The organism is Exiguobacterium sp. JMULE1 (assembly GCF_013337175.1).
Lineage (GTDB): Bacteria > Bacillota > Bacilli > Exiguobacteriales > Exiguobacteriaceae > Exiguobacterium_A > Exiguobacterium_A indicum.
Genome location: NZ_SGWC01000002.1, coordinates 822,573 through 840,886, shown reverse-complemented (window position 1 = coordinate 840,886; position 18,314 = coordinate 822,573). Strand labels below are relative to the sequence as shown.

Sequence of the window (18,314 nt, the reverse complement as noted above, 5' to 3'; positions counted from 1 at the left end):
TATCCCCCTTATTTCGTGCGACGATAAAACGGTGTCGCTGTTCGTTTCGCTGCTAAACGTTTTCCGCGTACTTCCACTTCAAATTGCTCTTGTTCCGCTACTTCTGCAGGAACGAGTGCCCAAGCAATCGCTTTTCCGACTGTCGGCGGCAACGTACCTGTCGTCACCACACCAACGACTTCCCCGTCATGCCAAACCGGTGCATCTTGACGCGCAATCCCTTTATCGAGTAATTCAAGACCGATCAAGCGACGCGGTGCTCCTTGTTCTTTCTGTTGCAACAAGACTTCTGAACCGACGAACGGTTTGACTTGTGGTTTGACCGCAAAGCCCATTCCCGCTTCGATTGGTGAAATCGTTGCTGATAATTCATGTCCGTAAAGTGGCAGACATGCCTCAAAACGTAATGTGTCACGTGCCCCAAGACCGCATGGTACGACACCTTGCTCAAGCAATGCTTGCCAGACAGCAGGTGCGTCACCAGCTGCCATGTAGAGTTCGAATCCATCTTCCCCTGTGTACCCACTGCGTGAGACGATCATTTCCACTCCTGCAACCGTCCCCTGTTGGAACTTGAAAAATCCGATCTCTGATAAGACAAGTGGTGTCATGCCGGAAAGGATGGCTTCCGCACGTGGTCCTTGGACCGCAATTTGACCATATTGTTCCGATTGATTCTCAAGCGTAACGTCCCCTGTTAGATAGTGACGTAAATGTTGTTCGTCTTTTTCAATGTTCGAAGCATTGACGACGAGAAGATAGTCCGTTTCTGCCAAACGATAGACGAGTAAATCATCCACTGTCCCACCGTCTTCTTGGCATAAGACGTTATATTGCGCTTGCCCCACCGCAATCTTTGAAATATCGTTCGATAATGTAGCTTGTAAAAACGTCAGAGCATCCGGTCCGCTGACGAACAGTTCTCCCATGTGCGAGACATCGAACATGCCGACGTTCTCCCTTACTGCAACGTGTTCTTCTTTAATCGAGGAAAACAAAACTGGCATTTCAAATCCCGCAAAATCCACCATCTTACCGGTTTGCGAAACCGTTTCGAATAACGGTGTTCTTTTCAATGTCGTTTGACTCATACAAATCCCCCTATTTACGAACGTTTTCACTCTCTCTTCTCTTTAATGTTCCATTTTCAAATCCATCTTACCAATTAAAATCATAATTATCTAGTATTATTCGGAAAAAGGAACATACGAAAAAGAGAGAAAGGACCCTGTCCCTTCTCTCCTATTGTTTCATATTCTTCCCATGAAAGCCATTTCAAAATTGTTTGATTCCGGCAGTTCGTTTGATTTCTTCCTGGAGTCGACGACCTTCCGTCACCAATTGGCTCGCTCCTTGCTTCACACGATTTCCTTCTTCAGTGATTCGATTGATATTCCCTTTGATTTGATCGATTCGCTGCGTCGTATGATCAATGTTCGTCTGCAAGGTTTGCTGACGAATCGTAAAGCGCTCCATCAGTTGTTTTAACTGCCGAATATCCTGAGACAGCTTCTTTTTGTAAAGACTGAATCCAAACAACACGAGTCCTATGATAGCCAATAAAATAATACCTAACGTAATCCAAATCATGACTTCTCCTCCAATACAGTTTCAATCGCACGCGTTAATTCTTCGATTGATGCCGTTCCTTCAAGTCGGACAGTAGCTACTCCAGCATATAAGGAATAGCGACGTTCAAACAATCGTCTCACTTGTTCCCGTTCTGTCACGAGTGGACGATTCGGATCAGCGGCGATCCGTTCCCAAATCAAATCAAAGGGTGTATCGATCCAGACGACTGTTCCGGACTCCTGCATGTACAGTCGGTTCTCTTCTCGTTCGATGATCCCGCCACCTGTGACGACCACTTCGGCTTTGCTACTCTTCAACAATTCGCTTTCATGTGTACGAAACCCTGCTTCGCCATGCTCAGCGAAAAAAGCGGTAATCGTTTGTCCATGTTCCTGTTCGAACCGTTCATCCAGTTCGTCGACCTCGTATTGTGAACCCAATCGATGTCCGACGGCTGTTTTACCAGTTCCCATAAACCCAATCAAATAAACCTTACTCATGTGTGACGACCGCCTCGATTCTTTGACCATTCTCTAATCTCGCTTCCATTTTAAAGCCTTTATCGGTCGCTGTACAGCTGACTTGTCCGATTGGGTAGCGGAGGGTCTCGTCCTTCGTACAATCTGCTTTCGCCGCTCGGATGAGAGACTCGAGTTGAAGGGCTTCTTGCTCTAACTGATGATGCCGCATCTCTTCGTCAATTTGCTGACAAGAAATCAAGAGCACGACTCCCATTCCTAGAAGTAACAGTAACGTTTGAATCAAGATGAATCCTTCCTGACGCATCGGAAGGAACGTCTGCTGTCGTTCAACTGAATCGAGAGAATCTCGGCATCCCCTGTCACGGTATAGTGTTTGACGTCGCGGGCGTATGTCAGTTCACCTCCCTGTTCTTTCTTGAGACGCAGTTGATCTTGCACACGGACGAGACGCCACTTTTCAGCCGTCTCTCCCGGATTGACGTCCATTCCACGAATCTCGTCTCCGACGCGCTCACACATCGTACTACGCCACATCAGTCGTTCCACGGTATGAAAGAACAATTTTTCATTCATTCGGTTGACTTCCGGCGGACGAACGAGAGGGGTCAATGTCAAGATTGCCAGCAGAAGAAGTGGGCTCAGCCATAGGACGAATGAGAGTTCGAGAAGGGTCATTCCGGATTCCGCTCGCAAGACACATCGTTTCATTGCACCACTCTCCTTGTTTCAGGACATAGGACGCTGTTCGGTTTTCAACTTGATCCGTCGCCATCTGCTCAAGCTGTTCCGTCTCTTGTTCCCATTTCATTTGTTTCGTCCGTAAATCGAGATAAGGATCAATCGCTAACATCATAAAGATACCGATTGCAACGATCGAGAGCATCACTTCAAGCAAAGAGAAGCCCGCTTGGCGTTCGTTCTGCATCCTTCTCACCTCACTTTACGGATTGCCATTTGATAGTTCCCAAGTAAGAATTTGATTTCATATTCGGCTGTTGCCGAACGGCAAGACCAAGTCGCTGCATAAATCGAGTGATAGCTTTTAAAATAGATGATGCGATTCGAGGGTGGAACGGTACACGTATGACCATTTTGGAATGTCCGTTGCCATAACAACCGGTCATCCGCAAGGACAAGGTATCCTGCACCGTCTCCTCGAAATCGAAACTGCATCAATGATTGATCTTGCTTTGAGTACTGCATCAGTCGAAGTGTCTGAATATCTTGTTCCATCAGACGAACCTCTTGTTCAAGCGGAATCCAGTCCGGTCGTTTTTCAAACAGTGCCGGTAATAAAAAAACAAGTAAACAAGCAATGATTGTCAGCACCGCCGTCATCTCAAATAAGGTAAATCCACGTTCACTTCGTAAGTTCGCCAGTCTTCGGATCATACGTATACGTCTCCTGATCACAGACGAGAGCATTCGGTTTATCAGCTGTTCCGCGATTGATCGTCTGAAGCGATTCTGGGTACTTCTTCTCTTTGGCATAGTAAAGGTTTACTTCTGACCGAATGACTCGAATGTTCGCCTCACAACTCACACCTTTCGCCTGGTCCTTTCCACTTGTCATCGTTGGAATCAAAACGAGCAGTAATAACGAAATGATCAATAAGACGGCTGCCATCTCAAGTAAGGTGAATCCATCCTGTCGCTTTAAGAATTGTTTCATCGTATCGTCTCCTCTGTTTAGAATGGAAGCTGCTGTATCGCTAGCTGTATCGGATAATACAAGATGAGAAACAACGTTCCCGTCATGATCGTCAATCCACCGTACAAAATCGGCTCGATCCATAACAACTTTTTCTCTAGTTCCTCTTCCATCGACTCATGCAAAAGTGTCGCTTGTTCAAGCAATAACGGTCCAAGATCGCCACTTTCCCGCGCCAAATGGACGATTCCAATCGTCTCGGCTTCGATGATCTCATCTTCGCCAAGCGCTTCTGCAAGTGGTTCCCCTGCCTGTTGTTTAGCATGTAGACGAGCATAGAGATGCCCTTTTTTATTCGCTTGTCCTTGCTCTAGATGGCGAAAGGTCTCTTCGAGCGAGAAGCCAGCATCGATGAACGATCCTACTTCGATCGTGAATAAATAGCTGTAGTAGAGGCGAATCAAACGCTGTAGCGGTTTCAGTCGTAAAATACGGTTTAACGGAAAGAAGCGAAAAAAGAGGTACCCGGAGGTCAACAAAATAACGGGAATACTTGCGAGCAGATATTTCGCAGAGGGGTGAAGAAGGAGATGCAGAAATGAGGGGAGAGTCTTCGGGTCCGACATCTCGAGGAGAGACGGAAATACGTAGAGGGCGTAAAAGAAGAACAGAAGGAATAGACTGGTCGCTAGAACAAGCGGATACCGAATCATCTTCCAAAACTTCGATCGCATTTCTGTTTCGAGGTCGAGCAGTTTCACGATTTGGCGAAGAACGAGTAATGGTCGCTCTGTCCTTTCTCCAACGAAAAGAAGTCGTTTTAAGGTATTCGTTAACGCAAGCGGTTCAAGCGATGCTGCAAAGGAGTCTCCTTTCTCAAGACGTTGTTCCATTTCTCCGACTACTTCCGCGAACGGCTGACGCTCGAATCGTTTTAAAATGAGTAACGTCTCTTTCGCGGAAATGCCTTTTGATAACAAACGGTGATATCGTTTTAAGAACCGACTTTGATCGCGGCTTGTAAGTTTCTGACGGTACAGCGGACATCCTCTCCTTTTCGCTCGAGATGAATGATGCGTTGACAGACAGCTAGTTCTGACTCTTCGATCCCTAAACTACGCAATCGCAATCGCGCCTCATCAATACTTCCAGCGTGTAACGTAAATAACACGACGTGACCACTAAGTGCGGCATTCATCGTCAAACGTGCTGCCTCTCTCGTCCGCACCTCACCAAAAGCAATCCAATCCGGATCCGCTCGCAATATTTCCTCAAAACATCGCGTAGCAGTGAAGCCTGCCTTTTCATTTAGTTCCAGTTGTAAGACGTTTGGTACCGTACATTCCACCGGATCTTCAATCGAGATAATTCGCTTTTCTTCCATTGCACTCATCAAGGAATATAACATCGTCGTCTTTCCTGCACCTGTCGATCCAGAAATGACGATACACCCGTGTCGTTGTTCAGCTAACCAAGTGAAGTCCAATTGATTGTGTAACGTTCGTAAAGCTGTTTCTTGAGAGACCGTTGATCGATAAAATCGCCACGACATCGCATCCCCTTGTCGACTCGGCAACAACGAGACACGCATGCCCTTTTTCCCGTGCGGATACAAACCACTTTGCGGAATCCGCTCATTCTGTTCCTTTAAGTTCGCCTCATAGCGGACATGACTGACAAGTGTCCGGTAACGTGTCAGTTCCACCTCTTCTTGTTCACACAAACCATCACCCGTTCGACAAACTATTCGGACGCAAGCTTCATTCGGTACGAAATGAACATCTGTTGCACCAAGTGATTCGAATCGTTCCATGAGTTGTGTCGTCCATTCCTTCATTTCTCTTCACCTCCCTACCGCAAACAATACACAAAAAAAAGAAGCCGACCAAACCGGCTTCTTTACGATACGTGTGCGATTGTCCGATGTTTACGCTTCGCCAATGTCTCAAGACCTGGTTTATCGTATCCGATAACAAGTTGTTTTCCATCAGTGATGATTGGGCGGCGTAATAATTTCGGATTGTCACTCATGAGGCGTAATAACTCACTGAGTTTCATGTCTTCAATATCAATGCCGAGATCCTTGAAGGCTTGACTGCGTGTTGCGAGCAAACTTTCAATCCCATCCGTCGATAATTTCAACAGTTCCATGAGTTCATCAACTGTTGGAGCATTTCTGAACAGATGACGTTCCTCTACATCAACATGTTCCTCTTTTAACCATGATTTCGTTTTACGACATGATGTACAGCTTGGGTATGTGAAAAAGACTAACTCATTCGTCATTTTTGCTCCTCCTCTCAAAGTGTGGGGTTTCATTACAGTTACTATAGCACGTCAATTTGACTTTGTACACCTTTTGTACAACTATTGTACAACTTTTTTTGAAACTTCATCTTTTGTTCACAGTTATTCCTTAACAATCACTAGAACAGGATGGACGGATGATTGTTTGCTTGGTAAAATAAGTACGTATATTGACTATCTGTCGGATTTAGGGGGTTATAGGAATGGGGAGAATGTACCGCGTACTCGGTTTCTGGACTGGTATCATCGCAGTCATGGCATTTATCGGCGCATTGGGTGGCGATGCAAGCTCAAGTGAGCATACGGATTCATTTTTAGTCATGGGCTTCGTCTTCTTAGCACAAACTGTCTTTTTTGCAGCGCTTGGTTACTTGCGCTTAACTGAAAAAACGTATGTCTATATCTTTGGAGCTTACTTAACTGTATTTTTCATCGTCTTTACGTACTGGTCAAACTTCCAGATGTAATGAAAAAAACTCGTCATCCTTTTGGATGGCGAGTTTTTTTAGTCAGAGGAATGGATTCGATTTCATTTCTTGACGAATCGTCGTACTCGGACCATGTCCTGGATAGATCGTCGTATCTGCCGGTAGTTCCGCGATGAGTCGATCCAGTGAACGCATCAATACGTCTTGATCCCCACCATGAAGATCCGTCCGTCCGACGCCTTGCTGGAACAAGAGATCTCCACCGAACGCGATCCGCTCTCCTTTGAAGTAGAACGTCACACTTCCTGGTGAGTGCCCTGGCGTCTCAAGAACATGCATCGAAAAGCTACCGACCGTCAGCCGTCCTGGTTGCAACAAATGGTCTGCTGGTTTCATCCGCATCGGCGGCATTCCGAATTTTGCCGAACCATTCCATTCTGGATTACCGAGCCATCCTGCTTCTTCCGTATGCACGTAGACAGGAGCTTCCGTGAAGCGTCGTAACATATCGACACCTCCGATATGGTCAAAATGCGCATGCGTCAACAAAATCGCTTTTAAAGTCGCTCCCCGACTTTCAATCTCATCGAAAAACCGCATATCTTCTGTACCTGGATCAATGACAAGACATTCCTTGTCTTTAAATAATAAATAACCATTCTCAGATGCCATACCGGAAGTGATCATTACGATTTCCATTCTATAAAACCCCTTTACAATAGACTCTTCTCCTACTATACACGAAATTGTCGAAAGTTCCTGCAACGCCCTCTCGACTTTATCCCGCGAGTCGGATAAACTAAAAAGTGAGATTTAAGTGAAATCTTCGTGAAATTCATAACGTGATTGTTTAAGGGGGAGTACGTCATGCATTTGGATCAACCAATCGGTTGGCTTTTCTTCTTCGTCGCACTCGTCGGCGTTTGGGCCGTCGTTCGTTCACTTAAGAAACGCCAAATGTTTCCACTCGTATTCGCAGGTCTGACTGTCGTCTTATTCGGCTGGTTCGGGATTGCGACATTGATTTACGGCGGTATTCCATCGTAATCAAGATACGCTAAAAAGAGGCTGACTCAAAAGTCAGTATCTACAAAGATAAGGGAGGCAGATTGATGATCTGCCTCCCTTATCTCGTAATAAAAAGAATGACGCGTCATTCTTTTTTTGAGTCAGCCCCTTGAGACTAAAGACAAAGTGCAATTTTTCTCTAACGAGAAGGATTGCACTTTTTTGTTCGTTTCGAATCGTTTTCCTGAGACAAGCATCGCGCCGCTTCAATTCGCTGCAGGGTCGCTCTTGCTTGTTATTCCCTAGGAAGCGATGTCGAGTGAACAAAACGCTTCCCTGATCCTTCTTCCGAGTATCAAAAGAATGACGCGTTACACGCCACTCTTACAGGAAAAAGCGCAATTTTGCGCTGTTAGAGGCACACGCCTGAGGAAAGGGCGTGAAAAGATGCGTCATTTTTTGGTGTCAGCCCTTTTGTCTAAAATCTGAAGAGAGATGCCTCGCGCATCTCTCTTTTTATTTGCCTTTCTACAAAAAAACGAATCCACTCGAAAGTAGATTCGTTTTCTTCATCTTATTTTGAAGTTTGAAGGAAACGGAGCAAGTCACCATAGATGACTTTATCCGAAAGTCCTAACTCCTTCTCGGATTGTTTCGTAGATTGTTTACACATCTCTGCTAACTCTCCATCTTTTACCTCTTCACCTGTCTGACGATCATAACATGTTTCCTGCGTATAAACCGTTTTGTCTGTTATGACGGAACCATCGCGGAACAGCGCATAATCCTTGTGCTGTTTCGAGAAGAGATCAGTACCGAACAATACTTCATTCTTGAAGTCTTGTCCTAACAGATGAAGCAATGTCGGTTTAATGTCGATTTGGCTCGCGACGTCTTCATGTTTGACACCTTTCGTTTGACCCGGTAAATGGATCACGAATGGTACACGTTGCAATTGCGCGACATCATACGGCGTCAACTCATCTTTGTTCATGAGTTCTGCCATCGCAGCATTGTGGTTCGTCGAGATACCATAGTGGTCACCATAGACCATGAAGATCGTATCATCCCACGTACCATCTTTTTTCAGACCCTCGATGAATTTACCGAGTGCCATATCTTGATACGCTAGTGCCTGAACGTAGTGGTTCAGCGTCGTAGAACTTGTCTCAAGCGGTGGTACAAGTTCATCTTCTGGTTTTGGCATCTCAAATGGATAGTGGTTCGTCAATGTGATGAACTTCGAATAGAACGGACGTGGTAAATCTTTCAACATCGGCAATGACTGTTCAAAGAATTTATCATCGAGCAAGCCCCACTCCGTCAAATCTGCTGGATCACCTAGGTCATAATCCGTCTCTGAGAAGAAACGATCGACGCCAAAGCTATTGTAGACGATGTCTCGGTTCCAGAACGATTTGTTGTTTGCATGGAAAACAGCTGAATAATAGCCGTCTTCTTTCAGCATTTCAGGAGTTGCCCGGAATTCATTTTCTCCGTTCGTAAAGAATGCTGCACCGCGTCCAAGTGGATAGATCGAGTTTTCGAGAATGAACTCAGCATCTGCCGTTTTCCCTTGTCCTGTGTTGTGATAGAAGTTATCCCATGAATGCGATTCCTTGATCAACTTATTCAGGTTCGGTGTAATCTCTTGTCCGTTTGGTGCTTTTAATCCAACTGCAAAGGATTGTGCCGACTCAAAGGAAACAACGATGACGTTCTTTCCTTTGTACTTTCCGAACATAGCTGGGTTCGGTTCAGCATGTTTTGAATCAATGAAACTTTGAACTTCCGACAGTTCAGAACTGTCCGCGAGTGCTTTTTGCGCAGATGTCTTAGACTGAATGAGAGCATCATACATATGGAAGTTAAATGTTCCGATGTTTTTAACGAGCAATTCTCGGTCGAAGGCACGTGTGAGCAATTCTGGACGTTCTGTCTCAGCGAGCGTCAAGTTTCCAAGGAAAACGACAACTGCTGCAACGAATGCGAGAATCGCGCGTCCACGTGACGCAACATTTTTTGACATGTCCATTTTCCGTAAGAAGAACGGTAAGATGATCAAGTCACCGACGATCAATAAATCGGACCAATTCAAAAGTGACCCGAGCGATGCAGAAACAGTTTCCGCATTCGATGTTTGGAACAATACCGGCAACGTCAGATAGTCATTAAAGAAGCGGAAGAAAATGATGTCCGCATATAAAATGAGTGTCGCGACGAACAGTGTGCCGTAGATGAACCATTTTTGAACATTTCCTCGGAAGAAGAAGCTGAACCCGAACATGAAGAGCGCTGAACTAATTGGGTTAATTAGTAGAATGAATGCTTGCGCAGAGTTTGTTACGGGAACGTTGAAGAAAAGTGTATACGCTAAATACGTTTTTAACCAAATCAATAAGGTCGCAATCCAAAAGAGCTTGTGCTCTTTATAGGTGCTGCGAACGCCTTGACCCATCTTTAGGCGCATTCGCGACCAGATGTTTGCGTCTTGCTGCATAAAAACCTGCCTCCTAATTTACATGTGCTTTCTGATTTCAGTTCACACAACTTACCTCATAATTTACATATACCCATATCACGTGAAAATTTTACGCTTAGTTTTACAAAAATGCAACTGGAATCCGGAAGATACTTAACAATCACATAATTACTGTACGTTTGTAAACAAAAAAAAGATTCGCCGAAGCGAACCTTTTACTGAAATTGAATATTATCATTTTTTGAGAAACATCTGCTTCGCAAGCCATGCACAGCCGATGACTCCTGCATCGTTTCCAAGCTCGGCAATCTTGAACGTCGTTGATCCGAAAACCCGTGGTAAAGCGAAGCGTTCGAACTGTTGACGGAGTGGTGCAAGCAATGTCTCGCCCGCTTTTGACACACCACCACCGATAACGATGATTTCCGGGTTAATACTGTTCGCTAAGTTGGAGATGGCAAGACCGAGATGGAACGTCACTTCTTCTACGACTTCCGTTGCAATCCGGTCTCCTTTCTCATACGCTTCGAATACGTCTTTTGCTGTCACTGCCTTGATGTCGTTGAGTAACGTTTCTTTCCCTTTACGCTTCTCAAGACCAAGACGAGCGATCCCTGTTGCTGACGCGATCGTCTCAAGACATCCTTTGCGACCACATCCACATAGGACGCCACCTTCAGGCAACATCGTGATATGACCGATTTCTCCAGCCATTCCGACTGTACCATGCACGATTTGTCCATTCGTGATCAGACCACCACCGACGCCCGTACCGAGTGTGACAGCAAGGAGTTCGGTTGCCCCACTACCGGCACCTTTCCACATCTCACCGATTGCCGCTGCGTTCGCATCATTTTCAAGCACAGCCGGTAAACCCGTCAAACGTTCGAATTCACCGATGAGTTCAAAGTTAGTCCAACCGATATTGACTGCTTTCTCAACGACACCTGTATTGAAATCAATGAATCCCGGCGCACCGATGCCCGCTCCGACGAAATCTTCTGGTCGTTTATTGCTCTCTTGACACTTCTCAAAGAAGGATTTTGCGATATCTCCAGGAATTTGTACGCCATCATTCAAAACGACCGTCTCGATTTCCCACTTTTCTACGATGATCCCTTGCAAATCCAAAATTGCCATCTTGACTGTCGTGCCGCCGATATCAATGCCGAGTAACCATTTCATTGCTTCGTCTCCCCTATACTCATATAATGTCTGCTTCCTCATTTTACCGGACATAACCCGTTTGCGCAAAGGGTTGCACAATCTTAAATGTTATCGGATTGTGAACGCTTTAATTCATGTCGTAAGATTAGTTTCGCTGAATCGTACTGACGTTGTTCCAAAACGCCTGCTTCTTGTAATTCATCGAGTTCAAGCATCATCATCGCGATATCGGACGCTCGGTCCCCAAGATAGATGAATGTTCCGTATGTCTTGAGTAACTGCTGTACGTCATACAGTGTCTTCATCAACCATCGGCTCCTTTACATAGGCATGCAACAAATCATATGTCGCTTGTAACGACGTCTCATGTGTACGTTCGTACGAATGACTCGATTCGATTCCCGGACCGAACAATCCGTGCCGGACGTCGTGTCCCGCACTTACTGCCGCTGAGGCATCCGAGCTATAGAATGGATAGATATCAACCTTATATGGAATACTGTTACGTTGTGCTAAACGCGTTAACTGGTGGCGTAAAGCCAAGTCATATGGACCCGAACCATCTTTCGCACAGATCGAGACCGTGAATTCATCGGAGTGTTGACCGTCTCCTAGTGCCCCCATGTCGACCGCGATGTATTCTGCGACTTCTTCCGTGAATCCAGCATTTCCACCGAATCCAACTTCTTCGTAATTTGAAATCAGAATCTGGACCGTGTGTGGCAGCTCGATTGTTTTCCATTCCTTGATCAATTCAAGCAACAAAGCAACGGATGCTTTATCGTCGAGATGGCGCGACTTCACGAATCCCGTTTCCGTGTAGAGGAATCGCGGATCAAATGTTACGATGTCTCCTACTTCAATCCCCGCAACGCGCGTCTCTTCCGCTGTCGTTGAACGGATATCGAGCCGTACTTCGATATTATCAGCGGAGCGTTCCGTCTTATTCGTCTCGCGCGACGTATGAACACTCGAATGGTGGAACACGATTGTACCTGAAATCGTTTGACCGTCCATCTTGTGAATGAGACAGTTCTCACCTTCAATTGCTGTCCAAGCATATCCCCCCAGTTGTGATAAACGAAGTCGTCCTGTTGGTAAAATCTCTTTCACCATCGCTCCTAGTGTGTCGACGTGTGCCGTCAGTAACCGCGTACGCGTTGAAGCACCAGGTAGTGTCGCTAAAATCGCTCCTTTCTCAAGTTTTCGATACGTGATTCCTTCTGATACCAATCGCTTTTCTACATATGTAATCGCTTCTTTTGTCGAACCTGTTGGACTCGGAATCGAGACAAGCTCTTCAATCGTACGTATGACTTCTTTCATTTTCATTCGCTCCCTTTCAATCGGACTACGATGTGACATCCGCTTTGTTCTCATGATAACAAATATTCATTCTTTGCCGATACTGATATCCTACGGATACCATGCAAAAAAGCTGTAGCACTTTTTTTGCTACAGCTTCTAATCTACATCCTCTGAAAAACTTAGACGTACTTCTTCATCCAAATATCATCACGATATGTGCCGTCTTCTAATTTTACGGAATCTGGGTCTTCGGCATATACTTCAAAACCGAGCGACTCATAAAGATTTTGTGCGGCTTCGTTTCCTGATAAAACGGCAAGAATGACTTGCTCGACGTCCGGTAACTTTTTCGCTTCCTCGATTAAGGCTTCCATTAAAGCGCGACCAGTACCCCCGCGATATTCAGGTGATACGTATACTCCAGAAATCATCGCTTTATGCGATTCACGTGACAATTCATATGGTTTGACCTGACCAAACCCAAACAACGTATCACCGTCGAACATACCAAGCCAAACCTCATCGGAGTCGGGTTCTCCCTCAAGTCCTTCTTGTACTTCGCGGAGCGGGGTTTGCTGTTCATCATCAAACGAATGACCGAATGCATCTGGATGATTTTTTAATCCCTCAAGGCGTAGATTCCAGTATTGTTCTGCATCCTCTTTAGTTAGTTTTCGAAAAGTATACATGACTGTCGGTTCTCTCCTTTTTGGGTATCATGACGTACAAAAAATGACGTAAAAATGCTTCTATCTCTTACTTAACCCTTTTCTAGTAAAATAAAACCTAGATTTTTCTCTTTTTACTACTGGACGAATAGATGTGATTTTTTATGTATTCGTTCTTTACATCAAAAAAACTCAAGTGTGGACAATATAAAGCAAGTCCGACACTTGAGTTTTTTTACTACTTTATTTCGGTAATACCTTCAGCATGATGCGTACGCTTATCCTTGCAAGACGGGTTCAAGCGTCTGACGCAATACATCAGCAGAATGATGGAATTTCTTCAACTCTTCTTCCGTCAATGAGACTTCAATGATTTCACGCACACCTTGACGATTAATGATGGCGGGAACTCCAATGTGGATACCGGAAATGCCATACTGCCCATCGACATGCGCACCGACCGTTAATAGACAGTTCTCATTTCCGAGGATGGCACGAACGATCCGAACAAGCCCAAGCCCGATCGCATAGTAGGTTGCCCCTTTGCGCTCGATGATATGATAAGCAGCATCTCGGACGTTGATGTAAATTTGATCAAGATCTGCTTGAGAATAACGATCGTCTTCAGCAAGTAGTTCATCAATCGTTTTTCCATAAATACGGCTGTTACTCCAGGCAGCGAATTCCGTATCACCATGTTCTCCAAGAATATAGGCATGGGCATTTCGGGAGTCAATGTGAAAGTATTCTCCAAGCATTTGACGCAGACGTGCTGTATCAAGCACCGTTCCTGATCCAAATACGCGGGATTTCGGAAGACCGGAATATTTCCAGGCAAGATGCGCCATGATATCAACCGGATTAGAAGCCACGACGATGATCCCATCAAAACCAGAATCCATGATTTGACGAATCATTTCTTTCATGATCAACGCATTCTTTGCAACGAGATCGAGTCTTGTCTCACCTGGTTTTTGTGGAGCGCCTGCCGTGATGACGACGACTTCCGCTTCGCGGCAGTCCGCGTAGTCGCCAGCCCATATTCGCATCGGTGAAGAGCTAAATGGTGTTCCATGGTTTAAGTCCATTGCCTCGCCCTCTGCTTTGGCTTTGTTGACATCAATGATGACAAGTTCTTCACAAAGCCCAGCTGTTGACATCTGATAGGCAAAGCTTGAGCCGACTGCACCAGCTCCAATGAGGGCTACCCGTGTCACTTTCGCATGTAATTCCATATCGTTATGTCCACCCTTTCATTCATCCTAAGAGTTTGTTAACTATCTCACAAATAAATTGTAACATCTTTCACATTATTTGTATCATGTGAAATTAATCACATTTGTCCGTTTTGTGTCATTGATATCCTAACATAAGGAATTACATACTCATATACTTTCCAGTTACCAGAATCGAACGATGATAAACCCGATTCCACTTGCCAAACCACTCGTTAAGACATTGACAGCATCATTCCCTAAAAATCGAATACCTGAAACATAAGCTGTCGGTTGCCCATGGTGCTTTCGCTTTTCTGTGTATTCCCCACAAACTGTACATCGGTAAACGCGTTGCCCTACTGCTCCAAATAGTGTATCCAGCAGGCTCCCGAGTACACCGATGCTTGTTACGAGTAAGACGTCTCTTAAAGAAAGAGAAAATATCCAATGCGCTGCTATCGCGATGAACGCAGCTCCTGCGATCGTACCGACCGTTCCAATCAGCGACATCGCTCCACTTGTTCCTGCTGGTACCCGTCGTAACGTTTTGAGCGACCATGGATCACGTCTTGAGAGCGGTCCGATTTCGGATGCCCACGTATCAGCATTCGATGCTGCGATGACGAATAGAAACAACAAGAGATACGCAAAATCCATCGTCATGGCATACGCTAAGGCAGCAACGAACGCTCCCCCTCCATTCGCAAGGACTTGCCATCCGTCACGCGCGCCGTCTTTCTCAACGATGGAGTCGACCGATTGTTTTCTAGATCGTCCGACCTTCGATAACAGACTCGAGCTACCAAAGAAGAGTAAGAGTACTACTAATCCTTGCCAACCGAATCCGAATGAGACACCACTACCGACGAGCAGGGTCATGATAGCACCACTTGTCGTCAATAAACGAAAAGATCGTCCGGTCCAAGCAAGCAATAGACAAAACAAAATGGTCGCGCTTAGCATCGGATGACCTCTAATTCAGTGACGATCAAGTCAACGGGGATATCAAAGGCTTCCACTTCGAAATCTGGAAGAAGTTGTTCAGAAAAGGCAATCGATACTTTACATCCTGTATATGGCACGAGTGCACGATCGTAATAGCCTCCTCCCCATCCTAAACGATAGCCGTCCCGACGATAGGCGCGACCTGGAACGAGGCAAAGCTCTGCTTGATCAAGTGAGGCGCGACGTGCTGAAGCGATCGGTTCAGCAATCCCCATCTGATTTGCTTGCAGTTGATCTTCTGGTCCATGTTCATAAAAGATCATCTCGTCTCCGACTACTTTTGGTATCAAGACCGTCTTGCCCTCTTGCCACGCCTGTTCAATCAGCATTCTTGTATCACATTCATTTCGAAAAGCTAATGTGATCGCGACACAAGTCGCTTGTTGCCATTCAGGTAATAATAATACATGTTCGTGAATCAACCGTTCCTTCTCCGCACGGTTCTCCATCATATCGAGTCGTTCTTTGATCAGACGGCGTACTTCTTGTTTATTCATGAATGTCTTCCTTTCCACAAAAAAAGCCATCACACGAAGTGACGGCTTCCATCTCAATTATTTCACTTCACGGTGAAGTGTGTGCTTACGGAGACGTGGGTTGTATTTCTTCAACTCAAGACGCTCTGGGTTGTTACGCTTGTTCTTTTTAGTGATATAAGTACGGTCACCAGTTTCAGTGCAAGCTAATGTGATTTTAACGCGCATGGGATTCCCTCCTATCTAGCTCTCGATGTATCAAGTGATTTTGCTTTACATAAGGTTAAGCATACTCAAGTATCGTACCAAGAAAGGAAAGGAATTGCAACTGTTCATCCGTTCTTTTTCGGATTCGTCACGTGTTGATATGGTTTTTCAAGGTTCTCTTCAAAACGCAGTGGCTTCTTTTCGACGTGATACTCTTGTTCCACCCCGTGACGTGACTCTTCTCGTTCTAGATAAACAACCGCTGATTGGCGCAACGCATCTCCTTCAAGTCGTTTTAAGGCAACGACCAGACCACCTGAACGATCAGGAGAACGCTCACTTTCGACATCGTAGACGTTACTGACGAGTGGCAACTCTTTGATCTTCGCGATAGCTTGGGCAGCTGATGCGGTCTCCATGTTGAAGTTGTGGATGACTGCGAAATCAACGATCTTACTCAAAGCTTGCGCTTGGCGTAAGAAGGCTAAATTTAGTGCCGCCAGTTGGTTATAGGTCTGAACGAGCGGTAGACCTGTCACTTGCACTCCGTAAACGTGAACACCTTCTTCAAATCGATACGCTTCCGGATGTTCCGTGACGACATAGACGTTCTCACCAGCAGCAGCGAGCCGTCGAGCGAGCTCCGAAGCTGGTCGGTCTGACGCATCATATTGTCGGACGAACAATAAGATGGCGTCTGTATTCCAAGATTTCTCACGCTTCACTGCCACGTAGTAATCATGTGCCGTCAAGAAGACATCCGGTTCAATATCTGAATCTTGAAGAAAAGGATATTCGCGATATCGAGCATCCAACCATTCCACCGTCAGCTCCTCAGCATCCAGTCGACGCTCGGTTTCTTCAAAACGTAAGATATGCTCCCGGAAACGATTCGCAGCATACTGCGCTGTCGTCTGTCCATCAAGGATGAACGGCCAGTCGCTCGAGACAGCGAGGAGGTATTCTCGAATGAGTTGACGCTTCGCTTTGACAGTCAACGCATCTTGATGACGATTTCGAGCTACGATTCCTGCTAGTCTCTTCTCAAGCTGATGGAGATGACGAATCATCCAGTCATTCCGTTCATTGATCCAGACTTCCGCGTAGCCTTTTCGTCCCCATGTTCCCATCGCGACGTGGGCCGTGTCGATGTCTTGGAAGTGACGTTCGAGGAAGATCGCCGGTGAAATCGACTCAATTCCTTGGTCTTCTAAACGTTCCATCGCTTTACCGAGGAAGTCGGGACCTTCAAACCACCAGTGACCGAATAATTCGGCATCAAATGGTGCTGTGACAAGGAACGGTGGGAAGTCTTGTCCTTGATGCGCATCTAAATGTTCACCAAGTGCTTGTGCGAAGTCTGCTGCGTGCTCACTTGTCCGTTGCCATGCCCAATCACGAACGTAATAGTCTTTTTGATCCGTTTCTCCTGTTACACGATGCAATTTCAATCCTGTATCATAACGTAAGCCTTCCGGGTGCATGAACTCAGCGATTTGATCCCACTCTCGATCGTACGCAAGGTCACGATAAAACTCGCGGTAATCCGGATGACCCGGGTATCCGATGACAGAGCTCCAAATCTTCCCGGAAATGATTTGATCACGCGGGAACAGTGCCACACCGTGCGGCGAATAGACAGGTGCTCCGATTCCGTGTTTCGGTGACGGATCCGCGTTTAAGATTGAATGTTCGTCAACGAATGTATAACGAATGCCCTCTTCATACAAAATACGATCAAGTCCGGGCGTATACGCACACTCTGGCATCCAAAGACCAGATGGACGGAATCCGTAATGACGTTCGAAACAGTTCAATCCCGTCTGAATTTCAGAACGTGCCGCTTGTTCAGACAACATGTGCGGACTGAATCCGTGCGTCGCCGTACACGTAATCAAATCGAGATAACCTTGCTCCTTGTAATGACGGAATGCGCGGTTCAAATCTTTTTCCCAGTGAAGGAACGTATTCAATAAATCTTGATAGCGGTCTTGATAGAATAGAAGCGCATCTCGTTCCTTTTGAGCAAGCTCTCGCTCTAGTTCCTGGCGAATCAAACGTAACGTATCCTCGATATGCTCGATATACCGCTCTTGAATCAATGGGTCGGCAAGCATCTCGATGACGGGTGGTGAAATGCTGACCGTCCAGCCGAGCGGACGTGACAAGCGATCGACCTCCCACAATAATGGGATGTAGGTTTCTGAAATCGCTTCATACATCCACCGTTCTTCTAGACGATGCGCCTCTTCATGACGGATATATGGTAAATGTGCATGTAAGACGAGTGAAAAATATCCTTTTCGCATAGCTTCTCTTCCTTTCCCTCTCTCTAA

The 18,314-nt window shown here is 45.8% G+C and carries 24 protein-coding genes; 2 read left to right on the top strand and 22 right to left on the bottom strand.

Annotated features, from left to right (window positions below; genetic code table 11):
• Nucleotides 1-8: 8 nt before the first annotated feature.
• From gcvT to EXW93_RS04420, 11 genes are all read right to left on the bottom strand, one after another.
• On the bottom strand, nt 9-1,091 hold the full coding sequence (gene gcvT / locus EXW93_RS04470) for a glycine cleavage system aminomethyltransferase GcvT (protein ID WP_023467566.1): 1,083 nt from the start codon (nt 1,089-1,091) through the stop codon (nt 9-11).
• Between the two features lie 184 nt (nt 1,092-1,275).
• Nucleotides 1,276-1,590 (bottom strand): hypothetical protein, encoded by a 315-nt coding sequence (locus EXW93_RS04465; RefSeq protein WP_023467565.1) that lies wholly within the window; start codon nt 1,588-1,590, stop codon nt 1,276-1,278.
• Nucleotides 1,587-2,072 carry a shikimate kinase gene (locus EXW93_RS04460; protein WP_023467564.1) on the bottom strand — a complete coding sequence of 162 codons (486 nt, stop codon included), beginning with the start codon at nt 2,070-2,072 and terminating at the stop codon, nt 1,587-1,589. The genes EXW93_RS04465 and EXW93_RS04460 overlap by 4 nt, the downstream gene beginning before the upstream one ends.
• Nucleotides 2,065-2,337, bottom strand: a complete 273-nt coding sequence (locus EXW93_RS04455; RefSeq protein ID WP_231925701.1) for a hypothetical protein — start codon at nt 2,335-2,337, stop codon at nt 2,065-2,067. The genes EXW93_RS04460 and EXW93_RS04455 overlap by 8 nt, the downstream gene beginning before the upstream one ends.
• On the bottom strand, nt 2,334-2,627 hold the full coding sequence (locus tag EXW93_RS04450) for a hypothetical protein (protein WP_023467562.1): 294 nt from the start codon (nt 2,625-2,627) through the stop codon (nt 2,334-2,336). Before EXW93_RS04450 ends, EXW93_RS04455 begins: the two co-directional genes overlap by 4 nt.
• A complete protein-coding gene (locus tag EXW93_RS04445; RefSeq protein ID WP_023467561.1) occupies nt 2,620-2,979 on the bottom strand; it encodes a type II secretion system protein in 360 nt (119 codons plus the stop codon). Before EXW93_RS04445 ends, EXW93_RS04450 begins: the two co-directional genes overlap by 8 nt.
• Before the next feature lie 5 nt (nt 2,980-2,984).
• Nucleotides 2,985-3,446: a type II secretion system protein gene (locus EXW93_RS04440; RefSeq protein WP_023467560.1), complete on the bottom strand. Its 462-nt coding sequence runs from the start codon at nt 3,444-3,446 to the stop codon at nt 2,985-2,987.
• Nucleotides 3,415-3,726, bottom strand: a complete 312-nt coding sequence (locus EXW93_RS04435) for a competence type IV pilus major pilin ComGC (RefSeq protein ID WP_023467559.1) — start codon at nt 3,724-3,726, stop codon at nt 3,415-3,417. Before EXW93_RS04435 ends, EXW93_RS04440 begins: the two co-directional genes overlap by 32 nt.
• 17 nt (nt 3,727-3,743) lie before the next feature.
• The gene (locus EXW93_RS04430) at nt 3,744-4,685 is read right to left on the bottom strand and encodes a type II secretion system F family protein (RefSeq protein ID WP_058265105.1); all 942 of its coding nucleotides are present in this window, start codon (nt 4,683-4,685) and stop codon (nt 3,744-3,746) included.
• 14 nt (nt 4,686-4,699) lie between these two features.
• On the bottom strand, nt 4,700-5,542 hold the full coding sequence (locus EXW93_RS04425; protein ID WP_058713644.1) for an ATPase, T2SS/T4P/T4SS family: 843 nt from the start codon (nt 5,540-5,542) through the stop codon (nt 4,700-4,702).
• A 62-nt stretch (nt 5,543-5,604) separates the two neighbouring features.
• Entirely contained in the window at nt 5,605-5,991 is a 387-nt protein-coding gene (locus EXW93_RS04420; RefSeq protein WP_023467556.1) for a Spx/MgsR family RNA polymerase-binding regulatory protein, read from the bottom strand.
• A 224-nt stretch (nt 5,992-6,215) separates the two neighbouring features.
• On the opposite strand from EXW93_RS04420, the gene EXW93_RS04415 reads away from it, so the two are divergent.
• On the top strand, nt 6,216-6,479 hold the full coding sequence (locus tag EXW93_RS04415; RefSeq protein ID WP_023467555.1) for a DUF2626 family protein: 264 nt from the start codon (nt 6,216-6,218) through the stop codon (nt 6,477-6,479).
• Nucleotides 6,480-6,521: 42 nt separating this feature from the next.
• Here EXW93_RS04415 and EXW93_RS04410 read toward each other — a convergent pair whose 3' ends face one another.
• The gene (locus EXW93_RS04410; RefSeq protein WP_050678399.1) at nt 6,522-7,139 is read right to left on the bottom strand and encodes an MBL fold metallo-hydrolase; all 618 of its coding nucleotides are present in this window, start codon (nt 7,137-7,139) and stop codon (nt 6,522-6,524) included.
• Nucleotides 7,140-7,307: 168 nt separating this feature from the next.
• On the opposite strand from EXW93_RS04410, the gene EXW93_RS04405 reads away from it, so the two are divergent.
• A complete protein-coding gene (locus tag EXW93_RS04405; protein WP_023467553.1) occupies nt 7,308-7,487 on the top strand; it encodes a DUF2759 domain-containing protein in 180 nt (59 codons plus the stop codon).
• Between the two features lie 535 nt (nt 7,488-8,022).
• Here the strand turns inward: EXW93_RS04405 and EXW93_RS04400 are convergent.
• From EXW93_RS04400 to EXW93_RS04355, 10 genes are all read right to left on the bottom strand, one after another.
• The gene (locus EXW93_RS04400; protein WP_023467552.1) at nt 8,023-9,948 is read right to left on the bottom strand and encodes an LTA synthase family protein; all 1,926 of its coding nucleotides are present in this window, start codon (nt 9,946-9,948) and stop codon (nt 8,023-8,025) included.
• Between the two features lie 216 nt (nt 9,949-10,164).
• Entirely contained in the window at nt 10,165-11,115 is a 951-nt protein-coding gene (locus tag EXW93_RS04395) for an ROK family glucokinase (RefSeq protein WP_023467551.1), read from the bottom strand.
• A gap of 83 nt (nt 11,116-11,198) precedes the next feature.
• A complete protein-coding gene (locus EXW93_RS04390; RefSeq protein ID WP_023467550.1) occupies nt 11,199-11,402 on the bottom strand; it encodes a YqgQ family protein in 204 nt (67 codons plus the stop codon).
• Nucleotides 11,386-12,423, bottom strand: coding sequence for a M42 family metallopeptidase (locus EXW93_RS04385; RefSeq protein WP_023467549.1), 1,038 nt, complete (start codon nt 12,421-12,423; stop codon nt 11,386-11,388). Before EXW93_RS04385 ends, EXW93_RS04390 begins: the two co-directional genes overlap by 17 nt.
• A 161-nt stretch (nt 12,424-12,584) precedes the next feature.
• Complete coding sequence (locus tag EXW93_RS04380; protein WP_023467548.1) at nt 12,585-13,094, bottom strand: GNAT family N-acetyltransferase; 510 nt, start codon at nt 13,092-13,094, stop codon at nt 12,585-12,587.
• Between the two features lie 257 nt (nt 13,095-13,351).
• On the bottom strand, nt 13,352-14,308 hold the full coding sequence (locus EXW93_RS04375) for an L-lactate dehydrogenase (RefSeq protein ID WP_023467547.1): 957 nt from the start codon (nt 14,306-14,308) through the stop codon (nt 13,352-13,354).
• Between the two features lie 165 nt (nt 14,309-14,473).
• Entirely contained in the window at nt 14,474-15,253 is a 780-nt protein-coding gene (locus EXW93_RS04370; protein ID WP_174316062.1) for a DUF92 domain-containing protein, read from the bottom strand.
• Complete coding sequence (locus tag EXW93_RS04365) at nt 15,247-15,792, bottom strand: 5-formyltetrahydrofolate cyclo-ligase (RefSeq protein WP_174316061.1); 546 nt, start codon at nt 15,790-15,792, stop codon at nt 15,247-15,249. The genes EXW93_RS04370 and EXW93_RS04365 overlap by 7 nt, the downstream gene beginning before the upstream one ends.
• Before the next feature lie 57 nt (nt 15,793-15,849).
• Nucleotides 15,850-15,999, bottom strand: coding sequence for a 50S ribosomal protein L33 (rpmG, locus tag EXW93_RS04360; protein WP_012369771.1), 150 nt, complete (start codon nt 15,997-15,999; stop codon nt 15,850-15,852).
• A 104-nt stretch (nt 16,000-16,103) separates the two neighbouring features.
• Entirely contained in the window at nt 16,104-18,287 is a 2,184-nt protein-coding gene (locus tag EXW93_RS04355; protein WP_023467544.1) for a 1,4-alpha-glucan branching protein domain-containing protein, read from the bottom strand.
• Nucleotides 18,288-18,314 lie beyond the last annotated feature (27 nt).